This window comes from Streptomyces sp. NPDC007917 (genome assembly GCF_042959105.1).
In the GTDB taxonomy this organism is placed as follows: Bacteria; Actinomycetota; Actinomycetes; order Streptomycetales; family Streptomycetaceae; genus Streptomyces.
In genome coordinates this window covers 1-15,192 of the sequence record NZ_JBIBKK010000055.1, presented here as the reverse complement: position 1 = coordinate 15,192, position 15,192 = coordinate 1, and the positions used below count along the sequence as shown (strand labels likewise).

Sequence of the window (15,192 nt, the reverse complement as noted above, 5' to 3'; positions counted from 1 at the left end):
CTTCTGACCAGCTCTCCAAGGGCACCCTCCCGTCGCGTCGAACTTGTCCCACTTCGGCAGCACCTTGCACGAGTTCGTCGGAACAAGTGCGCTTTGCTGAAGGTCTTGTTCGAGGTCAGGATGATCGAGCCCTTTTCGTAGCGCTTAGAGGCCGCGCAGATAGGCGGCGGGGAAAGCCTCGGCATCAAGGTGGGCACAGGCCCCAGTGAATATGGAGTTGCGACGCTCTGCGACCGCTGGCGAGACCTGTGCGCATCCTTCGTTTCAGGTCGCCTGCGTGGCCAGCCTGCGCAGGGCCCGCACGGCAGGTGATCCGGGGTCGGCCGTCATCAGGACAACCTCCTGGTCATCCTCGGGCACAAGCAGGACGTCGCAGTTCAACCGCAGCGCACCGGCCTCCGGATGGTCCAGGGTCTTGGTGCGGTGCCCGGGAGCGTGGACCGGACGCGTCTCCCAGATCTGCCGGAACTCCTCACTGCTGGCGTGTAGTTCGGCCAGCAGCGCGGCCAGCTGCGGGTCATGCGGGTAGCGGTCCGCGGCCCGGCGCAGCCGCGCCACGGCGATGTGCCCGAATTCCTCGGCGCTGGAGCTCTCGTGCGTCCGCCCCTGGCCCAGGAAGCGGCGGCGGGCCAGGTTCGTCGCCCCGTCTCCGAGGTCGGCGCCGAGCAGTGCCTGGGCCAGGGGGTTCCAGGCGACGACGTCGTACGCCGCGTCAGTGACGATGGCAGCGGTCTCCGGCAGCCGGTCCAGCATCCGGGCCACGTGCGGGCGCACCCGCCGCACGGCGCTGGTGCCGGGCGGCGCGCTCGAACCCGCCAGGCGGAACAGGTGGCTGCGCTCGGCCGGCGTGAGCCGCAGCGCGCGGGCAAGCGCGTCCAGGATCCGGGCCGATGGCCGCGGGCCCCGGGCCTGCTCCAGCCGCGTGTAGTAGTCGACCGACATGTGGGCGAGCTCCGCCACCTCTTCGCGGCGCAGACCCGGTGTGCGGCGGTCGGTGCCCGTCGTCGCCAGGCCGATCTCGTGCGGACGCAGGGCCGCCCGGCGGTCCCGCAGGTAGTGGGCCAGCTCTTGCCGTGCCATGTTGCCTCCTCCCACTGCCTGGTACAGGCTGTCCCTGGCAGGGCACCCACGACCAGGGAAGCGTGGTTGCCATGAACAAACACACAGCTCTGGTCACCGGTGCCAACAAGGGCATCGGCAAGCATATCGCCCGGCTGCTCGCTGCCGAGGGCTTCACCGTGTACGTGGGCTCCCGTGACCCCGGGCGCGGGCAGCGGGCCGTCGAGGAGATCGGAGCCGGGGCCCGTCTGCTGGTCCTCGACGTGACAGATCCCGGCGGCGTCGCACAGGCCGCGGCTCAGGTGGACCGCTTGGACGTGCTGGTCAACAACGCTGGCATCTCGCCGTCACTCGCCCCGCCGACCGACACCGGCGTCGAGGAGTACCGGCGCACATACGAGACCAATGTGTTCGGGGTAGTGGCGGTGACCAATGCCTTCCTGCCCGCCCTGCGCCGGTCCCCGCGCCCGCGCATAGTCAACATCTCCAGTGGCACCGCGTCGCTGACCTGGAGCACCACCCCCAACCCCCAGTTCACCCCGGGAAGCGGCGCCGCCGCCTACCGGTCGTCCAAGGCCGCCCTCAACGCACTCACCGTCCTCTACGCCCAAACGCTGGCCGAGGACGGCTTCAAGGTCAACGCGCTCGCCCCCGGCCTGCGGGCCACCGATCTCAACCCCCGGGCCGCCGCTGCCGGCGGCGACCCGGCCGAGGCCGCGCAGGGTGCCCTCCGCCTAGCCTTGCTGCTGGACGACGGCCCCACCGGTGGCTTCTTCTCCTGGGACGGAACGCCCGTGCCCTGGTGATCAGTCATGGGCGGTGTCGGGGACGGGTGTCCCAGCGGTGAGTGGTCCAGGCTCGGCGGATCAGGCTGCGGACGGTGATGACGGTGTCGGCGAGGTCGAAGAATGCGTCGATGACCGTGGCGCGCCGCTCGTAGCAGCGGGCGAGCCGGTAGAAGGCGTTCTGCCAGGCGTGGGTGCGTTCGACATGCCAACGCCGACTGGCCTGGATGGGCGCTTTCTCGCCTTTGTGTGCGATGCGGCCGCGTGCAGGCCGCGTTCGCTGAGCAGCGCACGAGTCTTGTCCGAGTCGTAGCCGACGTCCAGGTGCACGGTGATGCCGTCGGGTAACGGGCCGAGGTCATCCAGGCGGTCCAGGGTCGGTGCGAGCAGGGAGGAGTCGTGGCGGTTGGCGCCGGCCAGGACGCGCCCCAGGGGAATGCCATACCCGTCCGTCATACCCGAGCGTTTCAGGCCCTGTTTGCCGCGGTCGACCGGTGAGCGACCGGCCACCTCGCCGCCTCCGGGCGCCTTGGTGATGGCAGCCATCCACGGCGATCTGGTCAAGGACGAGGCCGACGATCCGGTCGTAGGGACTCCAGTGCGATCTGCTTGAGCTGGGCGAACAAGCCGAGCCGTATCCACTCGTCGCGGCGGCTTCGGATCGTGGCGGCCGAGCAGGTCATGTCGGCGATCGCCTCGTAGGAGCAGCCGAAGCGCAGCAGTTGCAGCAGCTTGTCGAAGATGATCCGGTCGCTGATGCGCCGCCGGTGGCAGCCGAGCGGATGGTCCGGATGGAACTCCGGCCGCTCGGGCAGCAGAGCCACGAATTGGTCCAAAGCGGTTCGGTGAGCCATGGCGGCAGCGCGGGCACAGGTCTCCCCAGTGGTCACAGAGCGTCGCAACTCCATGATCACCGGGACCTGTGCCCGTTCTGTTGCCAGATCCCCCAACCACGCCTATCCGCGCGGCCTCTAAGGCTCACAGGCGATATCGGCTTGGGCCTCTAGGCCGATCCGTCTGCCTTGAGGGTTCCCGCGTCGGCGGCCTGCCTCTCGCGACGCTTGGCGCGGGTGCCGTTTCCAGTCCTGTCCTGAGCCTCCCAGTCGGGTTCCGGCCCAGGATCCTTCGCTGGAACCTTCGTCACCTGCAGACCAGCCGCCCTTCCTCGGGTGTGCTGACTGGTATCGCAGGTCAACAGCCGCACGGGGCGCCCCGCGAGGGACTGGATCGCGACCGCCCGATCAATGATCTCGTCATCGGCGAGGGACAGCCGCACATGCCCAGGCGGGTCAGGACGATTTCCGGGCTGATGCCGCCGCGGACTTCGTCCTGTGTGAGACGGGACCGGCGCAGGATCCCGGACAGGGATCCCTTCAGCGTGCCGTCCAGAAGTCCCAGTGTGTGGCCCGCTCGCCATCGCGCCCGGTGCTTACCCGCCTCCTTCAGGCCCTCCAGTTCGTCGACCACGGCGATCGGGAACAGCAACCGGATGTGCTCGCCGGACGACAGACCCACCACCTGGTGCAGGTCGACGTCTCCCAGCTTGTCGGGGTTCTGAACGTAGAAGCTTGAGTCGGCAACCACGAACCACTCCCGTCCGTCCCAGCGGGTCATCAGCGACTGCAGCAGGTCTATCGCCGCCTCGAGGGTCTCGATGCGCTCAGCCAGTTCCTGGTCCACCAGCAGGTTCACAAGACGCTGCTGCTCCGAGCCCGCGAGGTGCCCGACGCCGTCCAGGAGCGTGTCGTGGCGCTTCGACAGGACCAGGGCGGTGAGGTCTTCGGGGCTGACCTGGTTCCGCAGCTGCTGGGCTGAGCGCAGTGCCCACTCCAGATAGCTGAGCAGCCGGTGGTAGGCACTGGAGTGGCCCACCCCGCCGCGTTCGTTGACCGCTGCGGTGTGCACGGTCCGCAACGTATCGAGGAGGTTCTGCCGGTTGGATCCTGGGCGAGGCGTGATGAGCATGCGTGGATCCTGCCAGGGGTGGCCCACACAGGACCGCTCAATTCCAGCAGCGGGTGGCCGGCGCCCGCTCCGCCCGCCTCACAAGCGCGGGTGTCACGCGGCCCGCCGAAGCTCTAAGGCTGCGAGGTTCACAGGTCGTTTCCCCAGGTAGACGGGGTATGCTGGTCTCCGGCCGTACGGACGACGTCGCGGAGCTGATCACCCGCCGCCTCGCCGCGCTCGCCCACAGCGGCCTCCAGGCCTCGATGAGCCGACGGTGCGCGCGGTGGTCCGCCAGGCCGTCCGCGACGTCCGCACCGCACCGCACCGCCTCCACCGCCCGCCGATCCGCCGGCGGACCCGACCATCGCCGCGCTGCGCCGCGTCGTCGACGACCTCGCCGCCAGCAGCCACGCGATCGGCGAGCTGATGCTCGAAGTCGCGCCGACCTACCTCTCTGACACCGAGGCCGCCGACGTCCTGGCGCTGCTGTGCGACCAGATCGGCGAGCCCATCGAGCACGGCCTCGCCCCCCGTCGCTACGCGATCTCCGGAGACCGCCGCGCCCTGCACGGCACCATCCTGTAAACGTCGATCCCGGCTGCTCCTGTGTGCCACCCAGCCCGTTTCCCCAGGTGGGCGAGGTGCGTATGAGGGTGTGAGGTATGAGCCGAGGGCCTGCGGCGACGGGTTCCGCTGCTCCTGGTCGTGTTGCTCGCCATGGTGTGCAGCAGGTTGCTACCCGATGGGCAGCAGACGTCGTCACCGGTGTGCCGCTCGTGGTCCTGGTGGTGGTCGCCGGGTGGCAGCGGGACGGTGTCGCCGGTGCAGCGCAGCATTTGCATGGGCCGGGCGCCACAAGGGTGCTGCACGGGTAGCAGGCCGGCACCGCACGGCCGCTGCATACAGCGCCGTAGGGCGGAGCCTGCCGACCTACCGCGGGCGCGGCTGCCGCTTTTCCCTGGAGGGGAACGATGTACGCACCGGGTTGGCTTCGTTCACTTTCAGCAGCAGCGTTTGTCCAGCACGTTGGGCAGCAGCTGGCGGTCGGCGGCCTCGGGAATGTTCACGAGAAATGGTTCTGGCTCACTTTCCGTGGAGGGCTGGCTGAGTGTGATGTTCAGTGGCGTGTGGTGGCATGGCCGGACTCTGCTGCCGTGACCTGCTGGGAGACCGCCTTCATGCCCGTGTACTCGTCTCTGACCCACGCCCTGGCCGCGGCCTTGGCCGATGTCCTGTGGTTCATCGAGGGCAGTGAAGACGAGCAGATGGATCCGGACGACGCCGTCAAGGTCCTGGAGGGTGTCGCCCACCTGCTCAGCAAGCTGTCGAGCGACCAACGGAGCGAACTCATCGATCTGCTCGGGTCGATGGCCGAAGCCGAGTCCGACCCCGCGCGGCGGGAGTTCCTGGAAGGGTTTCCGGAAGGCTTCGGGCTCCTTGATGATGCAGTCTGACCTGTGCATCACGAGTAGAGCAGGACGCGGTTGCGGAGAAGCCGGAAGCCGGCCCGGCCGAACATCTGGCGTTTGAGCATCTTGATCCGGTTGACGTGGCCTTCGACGACCCCGGAGCTCCAGGGCAGGGTGAGGCCGGCGATGACTGCATCGCGGTCACGGTCGATGCCTGCGGCGAGGGTATGGAGGCCGGGGAGGTTGTCTCGCCGGACGGCATCGAGCCACTGCGGCAGCCGTTCGCCTTGGCGCTAGGTGAGCATCTGACCGAAGGAGCGGACGTGGCCGGTGAGGGCGTCCAGTTCAGGGCAGTGGACCAGAACGGCCTTGAGCCGAAGGTGCTCCGTCTCGGTGAGGGTCTCCGGCCGGCGGAGGATCCATCCGGCGACGACCCGGGATGACGGTGGCCGAGCCGTGACGAGGCCTGGCGAGAGCCGCTTCTCCCGGAAATAGGCGCGAACCCGCTGGTAGCTGCCCTGATAGCCGAGCGGCACGATCTCCTCCCATACCCTCCAGGCGTTCGTGCAGCCCTGGTTCCAGCGGTCATCCAGGTAGGGCTTGAAGGCATCGAGTTTGGATGGTCGGCCCTGCCACTGCCCCTGGAACAGGTCCTCCGGGGTGGCTGCGTCAGCGAGGAGCTTGACGGTGCGGGAGGTCATCCGGAGTTGGCGGCCGATCGCCCTCCGACTGAGCCCGGCGGCCAGCAGTTCGTGGACGGTCGCGTGATTGACACGGGTGCGGTCAGCGAAGCGGTGTCCCCTCGGCCAAGGCGAGCCGGAGGAGTCTTCGAACTTCTCCGGCTCGGGGGCAGGCTGGGCGGGATCTGCGCCAGAACCTGCAGGCATCCGCGGTGGTCTGCGACGCATCGCTCCGCAGCCTCGCTCAGGTTGTGCCAAAGATGCCACCTGTCCGCGACCTGCACCGCCTGCGGTGCCCCGGCCGTGGCACCCTCGGCGAAGAACGGTGCCCGATCGCGGCAGACCACCTCCACCCCGGGCCGTTTCGCGAGCCAAGCTGCGAGGCTGGACGCCTCCCGGTCGGGCAGCAGGTCCAGTGGACGCCGGCTTTCGACGTCGATCAGGACAGTCCCGTAGTGACGCCCTTTGCGGGTTGCGTACTCATCGACGCCGACCACCCGCGGGGCTGGAACTTCGGGGTCGGGTAACGCTTCGACCAGCCGCAACACCGTGCTGCGGCTCACGGACACGCCGAAGACGCGCGCCATGCGGGCACCGGCCCGACCGGCGAGCGCGAGGCCGACCGCGGCCAGCGTCGACCGCAGGCGCTCGGTCCGTCGGCCGTACCGACGGGTCAAGCCCGGCAGCTGTTCGGCGAAGGTCTGCCGCCCGCACGAGATGACCGGGCAGAGGAACCTGCGGACGCGCAAACAGAGAGCGACCCGTCTGCCTCCGCTGGGCACATCAGCGGGAAAGCGCAGGTAGGAGCTGTGAATCCGCCGTGACCAGCTCCCGCATCCGGGACAGACGGCCCCAGCCACCGTGCTTCGAGCCTCTATGCGTACCGCCTCGTCGCTCACGTCGACCGACAGCACCGCCACGTCGGCGATCGACGGGAACAGCAGCTCCTCCAGCCGGAGCACCCTTTCTTCCACGGGCCGAACTGTCAGCCACACCGCACCCGGTACGGGCCAGTTCCGGGCAACTTCCCCAAGGTCCACTCGCCCGACAACCGTCACTCAGCGTGCATGCTCCACGGAATGTGAGCCAGACCCCGAGAAATGACGTCAGTGCATGGGACGGCCGGGCGCCCGTGAGGGGACGTTGTTAGTTAATTCGGGCCCTGGCGCCCTGTCCCCGTCGGGTTGCTCTGTTGGGCAGAGGCGCATCGCGCCCGCTCTGATCCACCGGCGGTGCGGGCCGTTTGCAGCGGAGCAGGGGCGCCTGGCCCGGCCACTCAGTCGAAAGTGCTGGCCAAGTAGGCGTTGCGGATTCTGATGAGGTGGGGCATGTAGCGGCTCAGGAGGAGTCTGTCGACGATGCCTCCGACCGGTCCCAGCGGTGAGGCGAAGTCGATGACGTCTCTCATGATGGTGCCGCCGGCGCCGTCCGGCTCGAAGTGGTGGGCGTGACGCCATCGCTTGAAGGGTCCGGACTCCTGCTCGTCCACGAAACTTCGGGGCCGGTCGTAAGAGGTGATGCGGGCTTTGAGTCGCCAGGTCAGGCCGAGGTGGCGAGCCTGGAAGGTCACTGTGTCACCAAGCGCCAGCTCGCCCCGGGTCTTGCCGCCAACCGCTCGCTCCGACGAATCGGCCATCGAGCGGGTATGCGACTCCACGTCCAGGCATACCGCGAACACCTGGTCCGGGGGTGCCGCGACGGCTGTCACGACCTCGAAATGCTGCACAAGCTCACCCTAGACGCCGGGGATTCTGGACCTTTGCCCGGGGCGAACACATGTCTGATCTCAGGCTCGGCGGCGCTTCTCCAGGGTCGCGCGAGGCGGCGGAATCTGCCCCGACACGACGGAAGCCGCAGCAGGCGGCAGGCAGTGTCGATCGCGGCGTCAGCGGCCTGCTCGGTCGAGCTCGCTGGCGGGGCAGGGTGGTCACTGTGCTTCTCCCTCACGGTGGTCGCCGCCGCTGGTGCGGCGGCGTCGGAGCAGTTGGTCATAGGGGGTCACCGACGGCAGCGGCCTGGTGTCCGGCGGAAGGTGTGCGAGCCGCCACGCAAGCAGCGACGTGACGGTGGCCGACGTCTGTCCCGGAGCTGCCGGGATGGATGCGCCGCCGGTTGGCTCGTCCTCCGTCTGGGCGGCCTTGCGGGCCTCCAGGGCAACGGCGTCGGCGGTCAGGGCGCCGGCCCGCAGCGCGGTGGCCAGGCACGCGTCGACATGCTCGTGGGCGAGGTGGCGGTTCAACAGCAGTACCTCGATCAACGCCCGGGTGCCGTCCCGCTCGCCGTGAACCTTGCGGGCCTGGGTCCACCAGGCATCGTGGACCGGGGTGAACTTGCCTGCTGACCGGGCCTGTTCCAGGACCGTGGCACCGGGCAAGGCGCCCGGCATGCGGATGAGGGCTTCGAGATAGTGGTCCAGGTCCAGGCGGCAGCTGCCCTTCGCGATCAGCCTCTCGTGGCGGGCCACCTCGACGTTCTTGTCGTAAATCACCAGGGACCGAGTAGCGGTTGGTGTGAACGGCGATCTGGCTGTAGCGGTCGAGCCGTGGCGTGAACAGCTGGCCCGTCTCGAACGGTTCCTCGGGCAACGGCATCAACAGCGGCCGCCCGACGGCGAAGTACTCGTCGACGGTCCGCGGCCGCGGACCGATCCGGCGATGCCCGTCGTGCAGGTCCCACTGGTCGACCATCTCGTTCAGCTCGGCGAGAGAGTCGACTTCCGGCACCGGGGTGAAGTGGTTGCGACGGAAGTAGCCGATCATCCCTTCGACTCCGCCCTTCTCGTGGGCGCCTTCGATGCCAGGGCGGCAGTAGAAGCTCTCGATGTTGAAGTGCGAACGGAAGGCGATCCACCGTTCGGTCTCCGCCCTGGCCCGGCTCAGCTATCTTTGCACGTACCCTTCGAAGAAGGCTTCCTGGCCGCAGGAGGCGAAGACCCTTCTCTGTACTTCGAAGTGATCACTTTCGGCCGCTACCTCAGCCGAGGGAGAATACGATTGCCGACCACCAGGCACGCTGACACGATCGCGAGCGTGATCACCTCTGAGACACCGGACTGCCTGATTGTGACGGGGATGCCGGGGGCCGGGAAGTCGACGGTAACCAGGCTCGTCGCCGAGCGCCTGCCACGCTCCGCCCGGCTCGACGGCGACTTCATCAGCAGGCTGATCGTCAGCGGTCGCGTCTGGGCCCTTGGCGAGCCTGCCGACGAGGCGGCGCGCCAAGTGGAGCTGTGCAACCGCAATCTGTGCACGCTGGCAAACAACTTCTCCGACGCCGGCTTCACCCCCGTGATCGACTGGGTGATCCCTGACCGCGCGCAGCTGGACTTCTTCGTCTCTCTCCTCCCGGCTCGGAAGGTCTTGTTCGTCGTTCTCGCACCGGGCATCGAGGCGTGCCAGTACCGCAACACCATCCGTGATCCACGGGAGCGGTTCGACTTCGACGGTTATGAAGATCTCGATGCCGACATGAAGCGAGAGCTCGGCGATGTCGGGTGGTGGTTTGACACCGCGGCCCTTACTCCCGAGGAGACCGCCGATCGCATCGTCCGGGAAGCTCGCCATCGCGCCCTGGTGAACTGACTAAAGCCGCTCTCGCCGCACTCAGCCCGCCGCCGAAGGTGGTCGGCTTGCTTCTTCTTCTCGCTAATGTGCCCCAGGCTCTTCTTCAGAGCGGCGACCTCGCCCAGCCACTGCATCCGGTGTGCCTCCTTGAGCCGCTCGTGGGCGTTGGCCTCGATCTCCAGGAGCCGGGGGACCTGGGCGAGGTCGAGACGAAGCATCGGGCAACGGACGAGGCTTCTCTGAACTTCCTGTCGCCTCCCTGTCCGCCCGGCGGCCCTGGGCGCCGACATGTCAGTGAGCTCTGGCAGCATCACGGCCATGACCGACATTGATGACCTCGTGCAACGCGTCGCCACCCGGGCCGCATCGGACAGCAAGGACCTTCCCGCGCCTGTCGACAATGCCCAGATCGCGGAGGCCGAGAGGCAACTGGGCTTCGCGCTGCATCCCCTACTTGCGCGCCTGTATCGCGAGGTTGCTGACGGTGGCTTCGGCCCTGACTACCGACTGCTGCCACTGCTTGGTCCGAACTCCAGCGTCGTTGGCGAATACCTGACGCGACGTGAGGCGTCGGTTGGAGTGGAGCACCCGGAGTGGCCCGAAGGCGTCGTACCGATCCTGACCTGGGGCTGTGGCATGTATGCAGGCGTTGATTGTCTCAGTGAGGACGGTCAGGTCCTGCTCTTCGAGCCGAACCCGTATAGCGGCGGATCGTGGGATGAGTGTTGGTTCCTCGACTCCGCCAGCCTCGCAGCGTGGCTGGAGACATGGCTCGCGGGGACAGGCTGGTTCGAGGAGGACGCCTTCGACGGGGGCGACGTGGTCGAGCCTCAGCCATGGGAGCAGGCCGCGGGTCGGCTGTCGTCTGGCGCATAGCGAAACGGCAACGCTTTGTCCCGTTGGTGCAGGCGCTGTCGTCCCGGGCATGCTCACGGCTCCCTTCGGAGTGTGGGCACCGGGAGGGTGACCAATGCACTGGCTGCGCGTCTGGTGATCTGGGTGTACGGGGTGGCGCTGCCGAAGCCGGGGGAAGTGGATGACGAACTGTGGGCGGTGGTCGAGTCGCTGTTACCGAAGGTGGAGCGTCGGATTCGGCACTCGGAGTAGGCCCCCTCCGGACCGGCTGGTCTTCCAGGGCATCCTGTTCATCCTGCACACGGGGATCGCCCCGGAACACCTGCCGCAAGAACTCGGCTTCGGCTCGGGCATGACCTGCTGGCGCCGCCCGGCTGAATGGACGAGGCCGGGTCTGGCTCCGGCTGCACGAGCGCCTCCTGGCCAGGACCTGCAGAGCGAATGCCCTGGTCGAACGCTTCAACCGCACCCTGCTGGACGAATGGGCCTCCCTGCGGCCCTGCACACCTAGCGCTTGTCGAGGGCGAGTTCGCCGTTGAGGATCACCATGCTGAGGTTGTGGAGGTTGCCGATGTCCGCGGTGGGGTCGGCGTTCAGGACGAGCAGGTCGGCACGCTTGCCGGGGGCCACCGTGCCGAGGTCGGGGCGGACGCACTGTCGCGAGGCGCCGCTGGTGCCTGCGGCCAGCACCTGCGTGGGCGTCATCCCGGCCGCCGCCATGAGTTCGGCCTCTTCCAGAGTGTTGGCTCCGAACAGGCCCCGACCGCTGAAGGTGTCGCTGCCCAGCGTGATGTGCACGCCGGCCTCAGCGACCTTTTTGAGATTGTCACGGGCGTCCGGATGGGCGTCGTCGATCCAGAGCGTGGGCGTGTAGGTGATGTCGTGCTCGAGCATCAGGTCGATGAGCGAGTGGTCAGTGAGGGGCTCGATGGTGACACCGTGCTCCAGGCCGTCCGCCCCGGCCTCGATCGCCTCGCGTGCCGCGGCTTGCTGGGTGGTGTGGACGGTAACCCGAAGGCCCCTGTCGTGCCCGGTCTCGATACCCGCCCGAAGGAGGTCGAGGGGTAGCCGTTCCAGCTCGACACCATCCGGAAAGGCTGGATTCTGCCAGAGGTACTTCGGCCCGCCGGAGTGTGCGCACGCGCCTTCCGACAGGAGTTTGATCGCGTCCACCTTGCGGTCAGCGAGGTGGTGCACCAGGTCGCGGATCTGCTGCACGCTGTTGACCTCTCCCGTGAAGCGTTCGCGCGCCCAGGGGTTGTCGCGGAAGACCGTGGCGGCGGGGTGCCCGTCGCGTCCGGTGATGCCGCAGCCGGTTGCCAGCAGTCGCGGGCCTCTCAGCGTGCCCGCGGCGATTCTGGCCCGAGTGTCCAGGATTCCGTCCGTCGGATCGCCCACCGACTTGATGGTGGTGACGCCGTGGTCGAGGAACAGCCTGAGCTTTTCGGGGAGCTCGTTTTCCTCGAAGGCCCGCATCGAGTCGGGATCGGAGACCGAGCGCACGTCGTAGAAGTGGATATGAGTGTCGATCAGGCCCGGCATGACCCATCCTTCGGCCGCGTCCACCTCTTGTGTGCCGCTGAGCGGCTCGGGTGAGACGGAGGCGATCTGTCCGCCGTTGATGGCGATGTCGTGCAGACCGGCGAGCGACTGGCGGCCGCCGAAGACATGTGCGCGCCTGACCACGAGGTCGTAGGTCGCCGGGCCGCTAGCCTCGGCGTTCACGACTGCTTCGGATTCCTGCGGCATCGTTCTCCTCCTGGCGCGTAGGTGGTCGGGCCGTGGTGCACGCATCGTGCGGCTGTCGGCATCGGAGCCGGGAGGGTTGGGACGCCCGCCCCAGAACAAACTGCAACTAAATCAGTTACGGTTAAGTTATGTGTTGCGGCGCAGGGTGTGCATGCGCCACTGCTGGATCGGTGATCCTTCACTTCTTGCCGGAGGCCAGTATCTGCTGCAGCAGGCCGGCGATCGTCGTCCTGGCGAGCTGTTGCTCCAGAGCTCGCTCCGCGTTCTGGAATTCGGCGTCAAGCAGGTCGCCGATGTGGCGTCCGACCTCGCACGCCCCGCTGGGCGGACGGGTGTGCCGCGAAAAGATCTGGCCCTCCTCGACGGCGGCGTACGCGTCATGGAGCGTGATGTCCCGCGGGTCCCGGGCAAGGGACCAGCCGCCCCCTCGGCCCTCGGTGGACCGCACCAGTTGAGCGTCTCGCAAGCGCCCGAGGATGCGCCGCACGAGGACTGGGTTGCTCTCGAGGCTGTCCGCGATCTCCGCGGAAGTCAACGAGCCCCCGCGCCGGTGCGCCAGCATCGCGAGCGCGTGAATCGCGACCGCGCTCCTGCTGCTGAGCCCCGCCAACTCCTGCTCCCGTCATCGCCACCGGTTAACTGCAATCAGGCTAGTTGCAGTTACATCCATGGTCAACCGAGGCGTAGTTCCGGCCGGGTTCGGCAGGGCGGCGGTGCCCGCCAGGCACAGCCGCCCCGTTCCCGGCCCGGCCCGCAGTGGCGGAGCACCGCGAGCCGCCAGGATCTGTCCCGGCCGGGGGTCCGCTGCCGCCCGCCCGGTCGGCCCCCATCGCTGGCGGGCCGCGTATCGGTGGTGCGCACCCACCCGGTGCGCACTACCGGTCCTGCTGGCATGGCATGGCATGGCATGGCATGGCATGGCCTGGCCGCTGCGACACCTCTGTTCGGCCGCAATCGGCGGTGAGCACGGGATCGCGTCGCCTTCACGGTGGCGGACGTTTCCCGTGTGCTGTCCATGCCGTTGACTGCCGCCTGGGGTGTTCCGTGGCCCCTGCCCAAAGTCGATGTCACCGGCCGCGTCCGCGCGGGCCTGGATCTGCTGCAGGGTCCGGGTGGGCACATCGTCCAGCACGCAGCGGCGGAACCGGGTGTACGCCGTCTTCCAGGGGTCCGTAGCGTTCCGAAACGTCACGCCGGGAGATCCAGGTCCGGATCTTGGGGACCATGCCGTTGATGACCTGCCGGTCCGGCATACGCGGTCGGCTCGTGGAGGCCCGCCGTATCAGCGGAGCAAGTAACTCTCGCTCCTGGTCGGTGAGTTCATGGCGGCGTATCACCCCACTGTCATCCACCATCCCACGATCTTCGAAGACGGACCCTAGCCGTGGAAGGTCGCGATCTCTTCGAGCGCAGCTCGTTCGGTCGTGACCTGGTTCACCGGCGCGGCATCGTCGGCGAAGCCGAAGGAGACGCCCACGAGCAGTCGCCCTGTGCTGACTGCGAGTTCGGCGCGGACCGTGTCGGCGTAGAAGCTCAGCAGCCCCTGCGGGCAGCTCGCCACGCCGTACGCGGTCATCGCCAGCAGCAGCGTCTGCAGGTAGGCGCCGACGTCGGCGGCCAGCCGGGGCCCGCCGTCCCCGGTGACGAACAGGAACGCGGCGTGCGGCGCGCCGTAGAAGCGCAGGCTCTGCGCGTCGTAGGCCGTCCGCGCCTCGTGATCGTCGGGGCCGATGCCCAGTGCTCCGTACAGGTGGGCGCCGAACGCGGCCCGGCGCGCCTGGTGCACCTGTGCGTACATGTCCTCGGAATACGGGAAGTCCGTTGAGGTGCGGTGTGCGGCGTGGGCCGCCTGCAAGGCGTCCGCCAGGCGCTCGCGCGCGGCGCCGCTGACCACCTCCACCCGCCACGGCTGCGCGTTGGAGTTGGACGGCGCGGCACCGGCCAGCGAGAAGATCGCGCGCATGGTGTCCTCGGGCACGGCGTCCGGACGGAACGCGCGGGTCGCGTGACGGCCGCGTATCAGCTTCTCCGCGCAGCCGCTCAGCTCGGTGGGGACCAGCAGGCTCATGGAACACTCCTCGACAGCAACAATGTAAACGAAACCGTTTACCTTGGGTGTATGGCGGGACCTTAGCAGGCGCCGCCTGCTGGAGTAAACGCAGGCGTATACTTGATGCATGAGCGCGACGACTACGGCCTCCGGGGGGCGCGGGCGTGGCGGACGGGAGCGCATCCTGGCCGCCGCCGCCCGGCTGTTCGCGGTCCAGGGGATCAACGCGACCGGCATGGAGCAGGTCGCGGAGGCGGCACCGGTGTCCAAGCGGACGCTCTACGCGCATTTCCGGACCAAGAGCGACCTGGTGATCGCCCACCTCCAGGACCTCGCCTCGTCGGGGGCGACCCTGGAGAGCGTGTTGACCCGCGAGGACATCCCTCCGCGCGAGCGGATCCTCGGGCTGTTCGACCAGCCCGCGCCGGACGCGGCACCGGTGCGCGGGTGCCCGTTCATCGATGCCGCGGCGGAGTTCCCCGACCCGGACAGCACAGTCCACTCCTACGCCCGCGAGCAGAAACTGCGGATGGTAGGGCTGGTCACCGCACTGGTGACGGAGCTGGGCTGCCGCGAGCCGGCCGCACTCGCCGAACAGCTGGTCACCCTCGCGGACGGGGCGGCCAGCCGGGCCATGGTGCTGGGCGAAGCGGACTACGGTCGGCACGCACGGACGGCAGCGGAGACCCTTCTCGCGCACGCCCTCGCGGGATGACCCCTCGGCCTCCGGCAGCAGCCCTCCCTCCTTGCCCGCCGCTGTTCGCCCGTTTGCGGATACCCGTCTTCACAACACGCGGCACCGACGGCGTCGCCCCGGCTGTTCGCCCAGCGCGCCGGATACATCGGCCAGGTCAGCGCCACCCTGGAGATGCCCAAGAGGGACCGCATCGAGCTGGAGCGTGCCGCTCAAGCCCTCCACACCGAGGCGACCTCTGAGAACCCTGAGCGGGCCGCCTGAATGGGCCTTCAGAGGGCCGAGCAGGCCCTGGGGGCGCTCATTGTTTCCCCGCGCGGCGGCCCCGCCGGGTTCGTCGCCGTCCTGGACACACGGACGGTGGCGATACCGGACGCGACCGGCAACAAGCGTCTGGACAC

At 68.4% G+C, this 15,192-nt stretch carries 18 protein-coding genes and 3 pseudogenes; 8 read left to right on the top strand and 13 right to left on the bottom strand.

The features are described from left to right. Positions 1–264 precede the first annotated feature (264 nt). Positions 265–1,080, bottom strand: a complete 816-nt coding sequence (locus ACFZDL_RS46940) for a helix-turn-helix transcriptional regulator (protein WP_353597221.1) — start codon at positions 1,078–1,080, stop codon at positions 265–267. A gap of 71 nt (positions 1,081–1,151) precedes the next feature. Here ACFZDL_RS46940 and ACFZDL_RS46935 point away from each other — a divergent pair, with 71 nt between their 5' ends. Next, positions 1,152–1,865, top strand: a complete 714-nt coding sequence (locus ACFZDL_RS46935; protein WP_353597220.1) for an SDR family oxidoreductase — start codon at positions 1,152–1,154, stop codon at positions 1,863–1,865. Positions 1,866–1,925: 60 nt separating this feature from the next. Here ACFZDL_RS46935 and ACFZDL_RS46930 read toward each other — a convergent pair whose 3' ends face one another. The 3 genes from ACFZDL_RS46930 to ACFZDL_RS46920 all read right to left on the bottom strand — a co-directional run bounded on the left by ACFZDL_RS46930 (position 1,926) and on the right by ACFZDL_RS46920 (position 3,749). Next, the gene (locus ACFZDL_RS46930; RefSeq protein ID WP_353597219.1) at positions 1,926–2,390 is read right to left on the bottom strand and encodes a transposase; all 465 of its coding nucleotides are present in this window, start codon (positions 2,388–2,390) and stop codon (positions 1,926–1,928) included. A 14-nt stretch (positions 2,391–2,404) separates the two neighbouring features. Continuing rightward, positions 2,405–2,668: a hypothetical protein gene (locus tag ACFZDL_RS46925; RefSeq protein WP_353597218.1), complete on the bottom strand. Its 264-nt coding sequence runs from the start codon at positions 2,666–2,668 to the stop codon at positions 2,405–2,407. Positions 2,669–3,035: 367 nt separating this feature from the next. Next, entirely contained in the window at positions 3,036–3,749 is a 714-nt protein-coding gene (locus ACFZDL_RS46920) for a hypothetical protein (RefSeq protein WP_353597217.1), read from the bottom strand. A 468-nt stretch (positions 3,750–4,217) separates the two neighbouring features. Here ACFZDL_RS46920 and ACFZDL_RS46915 point away from each other — a divergent pair, with 468 nt between their 5' ends. Next, positions 4,218–4,376, top strand: coding sequence for a hypothetical protein (locus ACFZDL_RS46915; protein ID WP_353597216.1), 159 nt, complete (start codon positions 4,218–4,220; stop codon positions 4,374–4,376). Between the two features lie 386 nt (positions 4,377–4,762). Then, positions 4,763–5,245 carry a hypothetical protein gene (locus tag ACFZDL_RS46910; RefSeq protein ID WP_353597215.1) on the top strand — a complete coding sequence of 161 codons (483 nt, stop codon included), beginning with the start codon at positions 4,763–4,765 and terminating at the stop codon, positions 5,243–5,245. An 8-nt stretch (positions 5,246–5,253) separates the two neighbouring features. On the opposite strand, the gene ACFZDL_RS46905 is transcribed toward ACFZDL_RS46910, so the two are convergent. The 6 genes and pseudogenes from ACFZDL_RS46905 to ACFZDL_RS46880 form a co-directional block, all read right to left on the bottom strand. Next, on the bottom strand, positions 5,254–5,478 hold the full coding sequence (locus ACFZDL_RS46905; RefSeq protein ID WP_353597222.1) for a transposase: 225 nt from the start codon (positions 5,476–5,478) through the stop codon (positions 5,254–5,256). A 15-nt stretch (positions 5,479–5,493) separates the two neighbouring features. Continuing rightward, a complete protein-coding gene (locus ACFZDL_RS46900; protein WP_353597214.1) occupies positions 5,494–5,901 on the bottom strand; it encodes a hypothetical protein in 408 nt (135 codons plus the stop codon). After that, positions 5,898–6,854 (bottom strand): ISL3 family transposase, encoded by a 957-nt coding sequence (locus tag ACFZDL_RS46895; RefSeq protein ID WP_353597213.1) that lies wholly within the window; start codon positions 6,852–6,854, stop codon positions 5,898–5,900. Before ACFZDL_RS46895 ends, ACFZDL_RS46900 begins: the two co-directional genes overlap by 4 nt. A 302-nt stretch (positions 6,855–7,156) precedes the next feature. Continuing rightward, complete coding sequence (locus ACFZDL_RS46890) at positions 7,157–7,606, bottom strand: SRPBCC family protein (RefSeq protein WP_353597212.1); 450 nt, start codon at positions 7,604–7,606, stop codon at positions 7,157–7,159. An 89-nt stretch (positions 7,607–7,695) separates the two neighbouring features. Continuing rightward, a pseudogene (locus ACFZDL_RS46885) lies at positions 7,696–7,811 on the bottom strand (AAA family ATPase); the annotation flags it as partial. Beyond that, complete coding sequence (locus ACFZDL_RS46880) at positions 7,808–8,368, bottom strand: hypothetical protein (RefSeq protein ID WP_353597211.1); 561 nt, start codon at positions 8,366–8,368, stop codon at positions 7,808–7,810. The gene ACFZDL_RS46880 and the pseudogene ACFZDL_RS46885, both read right to left, overlap by 4 nt. A gap of 22 nt (positions 8,369–8,390) precedes the next feature. On the opposite strand from ACFZDL_RS46880, the gene ACFZDL_RS46875 reads away from it, so the two are divergent. From ACFZDL_RS46875 to ACFZDL_RS46865, 3 genes and pseudogenes are all read left to right on the top strand, one after another. Beyond that, positions 8,391–9,461, top strand: coding sequence for an AAA family ATPase (locus tag ACFZDL_RS46875; RefSeq protein WP_353597210.1), 1,071 nt, complete (start codon positions 8,391–8,393; stop codon positions 9,459–9,461). A gap of 300 nt (positions 9,462–9,761) precedes the next feature. Continuing rightward, entirely contained in the window at positions 9,762–10,319 is a 558-nt protein-coding gene (locus tag ACFZDL_RS46870) for an SMI1/KNR4 family protein (RefSeq protein WP_353597209.1), read from the top strand. 132 nt (positions 10,320–10,451) lie between these two features. Further along, positions 10,452–10,695 (top strand): annotated as a pseudogene (locus ACFZDL_RS46865) (transposase); the annotation flags it as partial. 110 nt (positions 10,696–10,805) lie between these two features. Here ACFZDL_RS46865 and ACFZDL_RS46860 read toward each other — a convergent pair. The 3 genes from ACFZDL_RS46860 to ACFZDL_RS46850 form a co-directional block, all read right to left on the bottom strand. After that, positions 10,806–12,047: an amidohydrolase family protein gene (locus tag ACFZDL_RS46860; protein ID WP_353597208.1), complete on the bottom strand. Its 1,242-nt coding sequence runs from the start codon at positions 12,045–12,047 to the stop codon at positions 10,806–10,808. A gap of 178 nt (positions 12,048–12,225) precedes the next feature. Continuing rightward, positions 12,226–12,609 (bottom strand): Rrf2 family transcriptional regulator, encoded by a 384-nt coding sequence (locus ACFZDL_RS46855; protein ID WP_391194574.1) that lies wholly within the window; start codon positions 12,607–12,609, stop codon positions 12,226–12,228. 816 nt (positions 12,610–13,425) lie between these two features. Further along, the gene (locus ACFZDL_RS46850) at positions 13,426–14,115 is read right to left on the bottom strand and encodes a nitroreductase (protein ID WP_353597206.1); all 690 of its coding nucleotides are present in this window, start codon (positions 14,113–14,115) and stop codon (positions 13,426–13,428) included. A 109-nt stretch (positions 14,116–14,224) separates the two neighbouring features. Between ACFZDL_RS46850 and ACFZDL_RS46845 the strand changes: the two genes are divergently transcribed. Both ACFZDL_RS46845 and ACFZDL_RS46840 read left to right on the top strand, forming a co-directional pair. Beyond that, the gene (locus ACFZDL_RS46845) at positions 14,225–14,812 is read left to right on the top strand and encodes a TetR family transcriptional regulator (RefSeq protein WP_353597205.1); all 588 of its coding nucleotides are present in this window, start codon (positions 14,225–14,227) and stop codon (positions 14,810–14,812) included. A 273-nt stretch (positions 14,813–15,085) separates the two neighbouring features. Continuing rightward, positions 15,086–15,192: pseudogene (locus ACFZDL_RS46840) on the top strand (pyridoxamine 5'-phosphate oxidase); the annotation flags it as partial.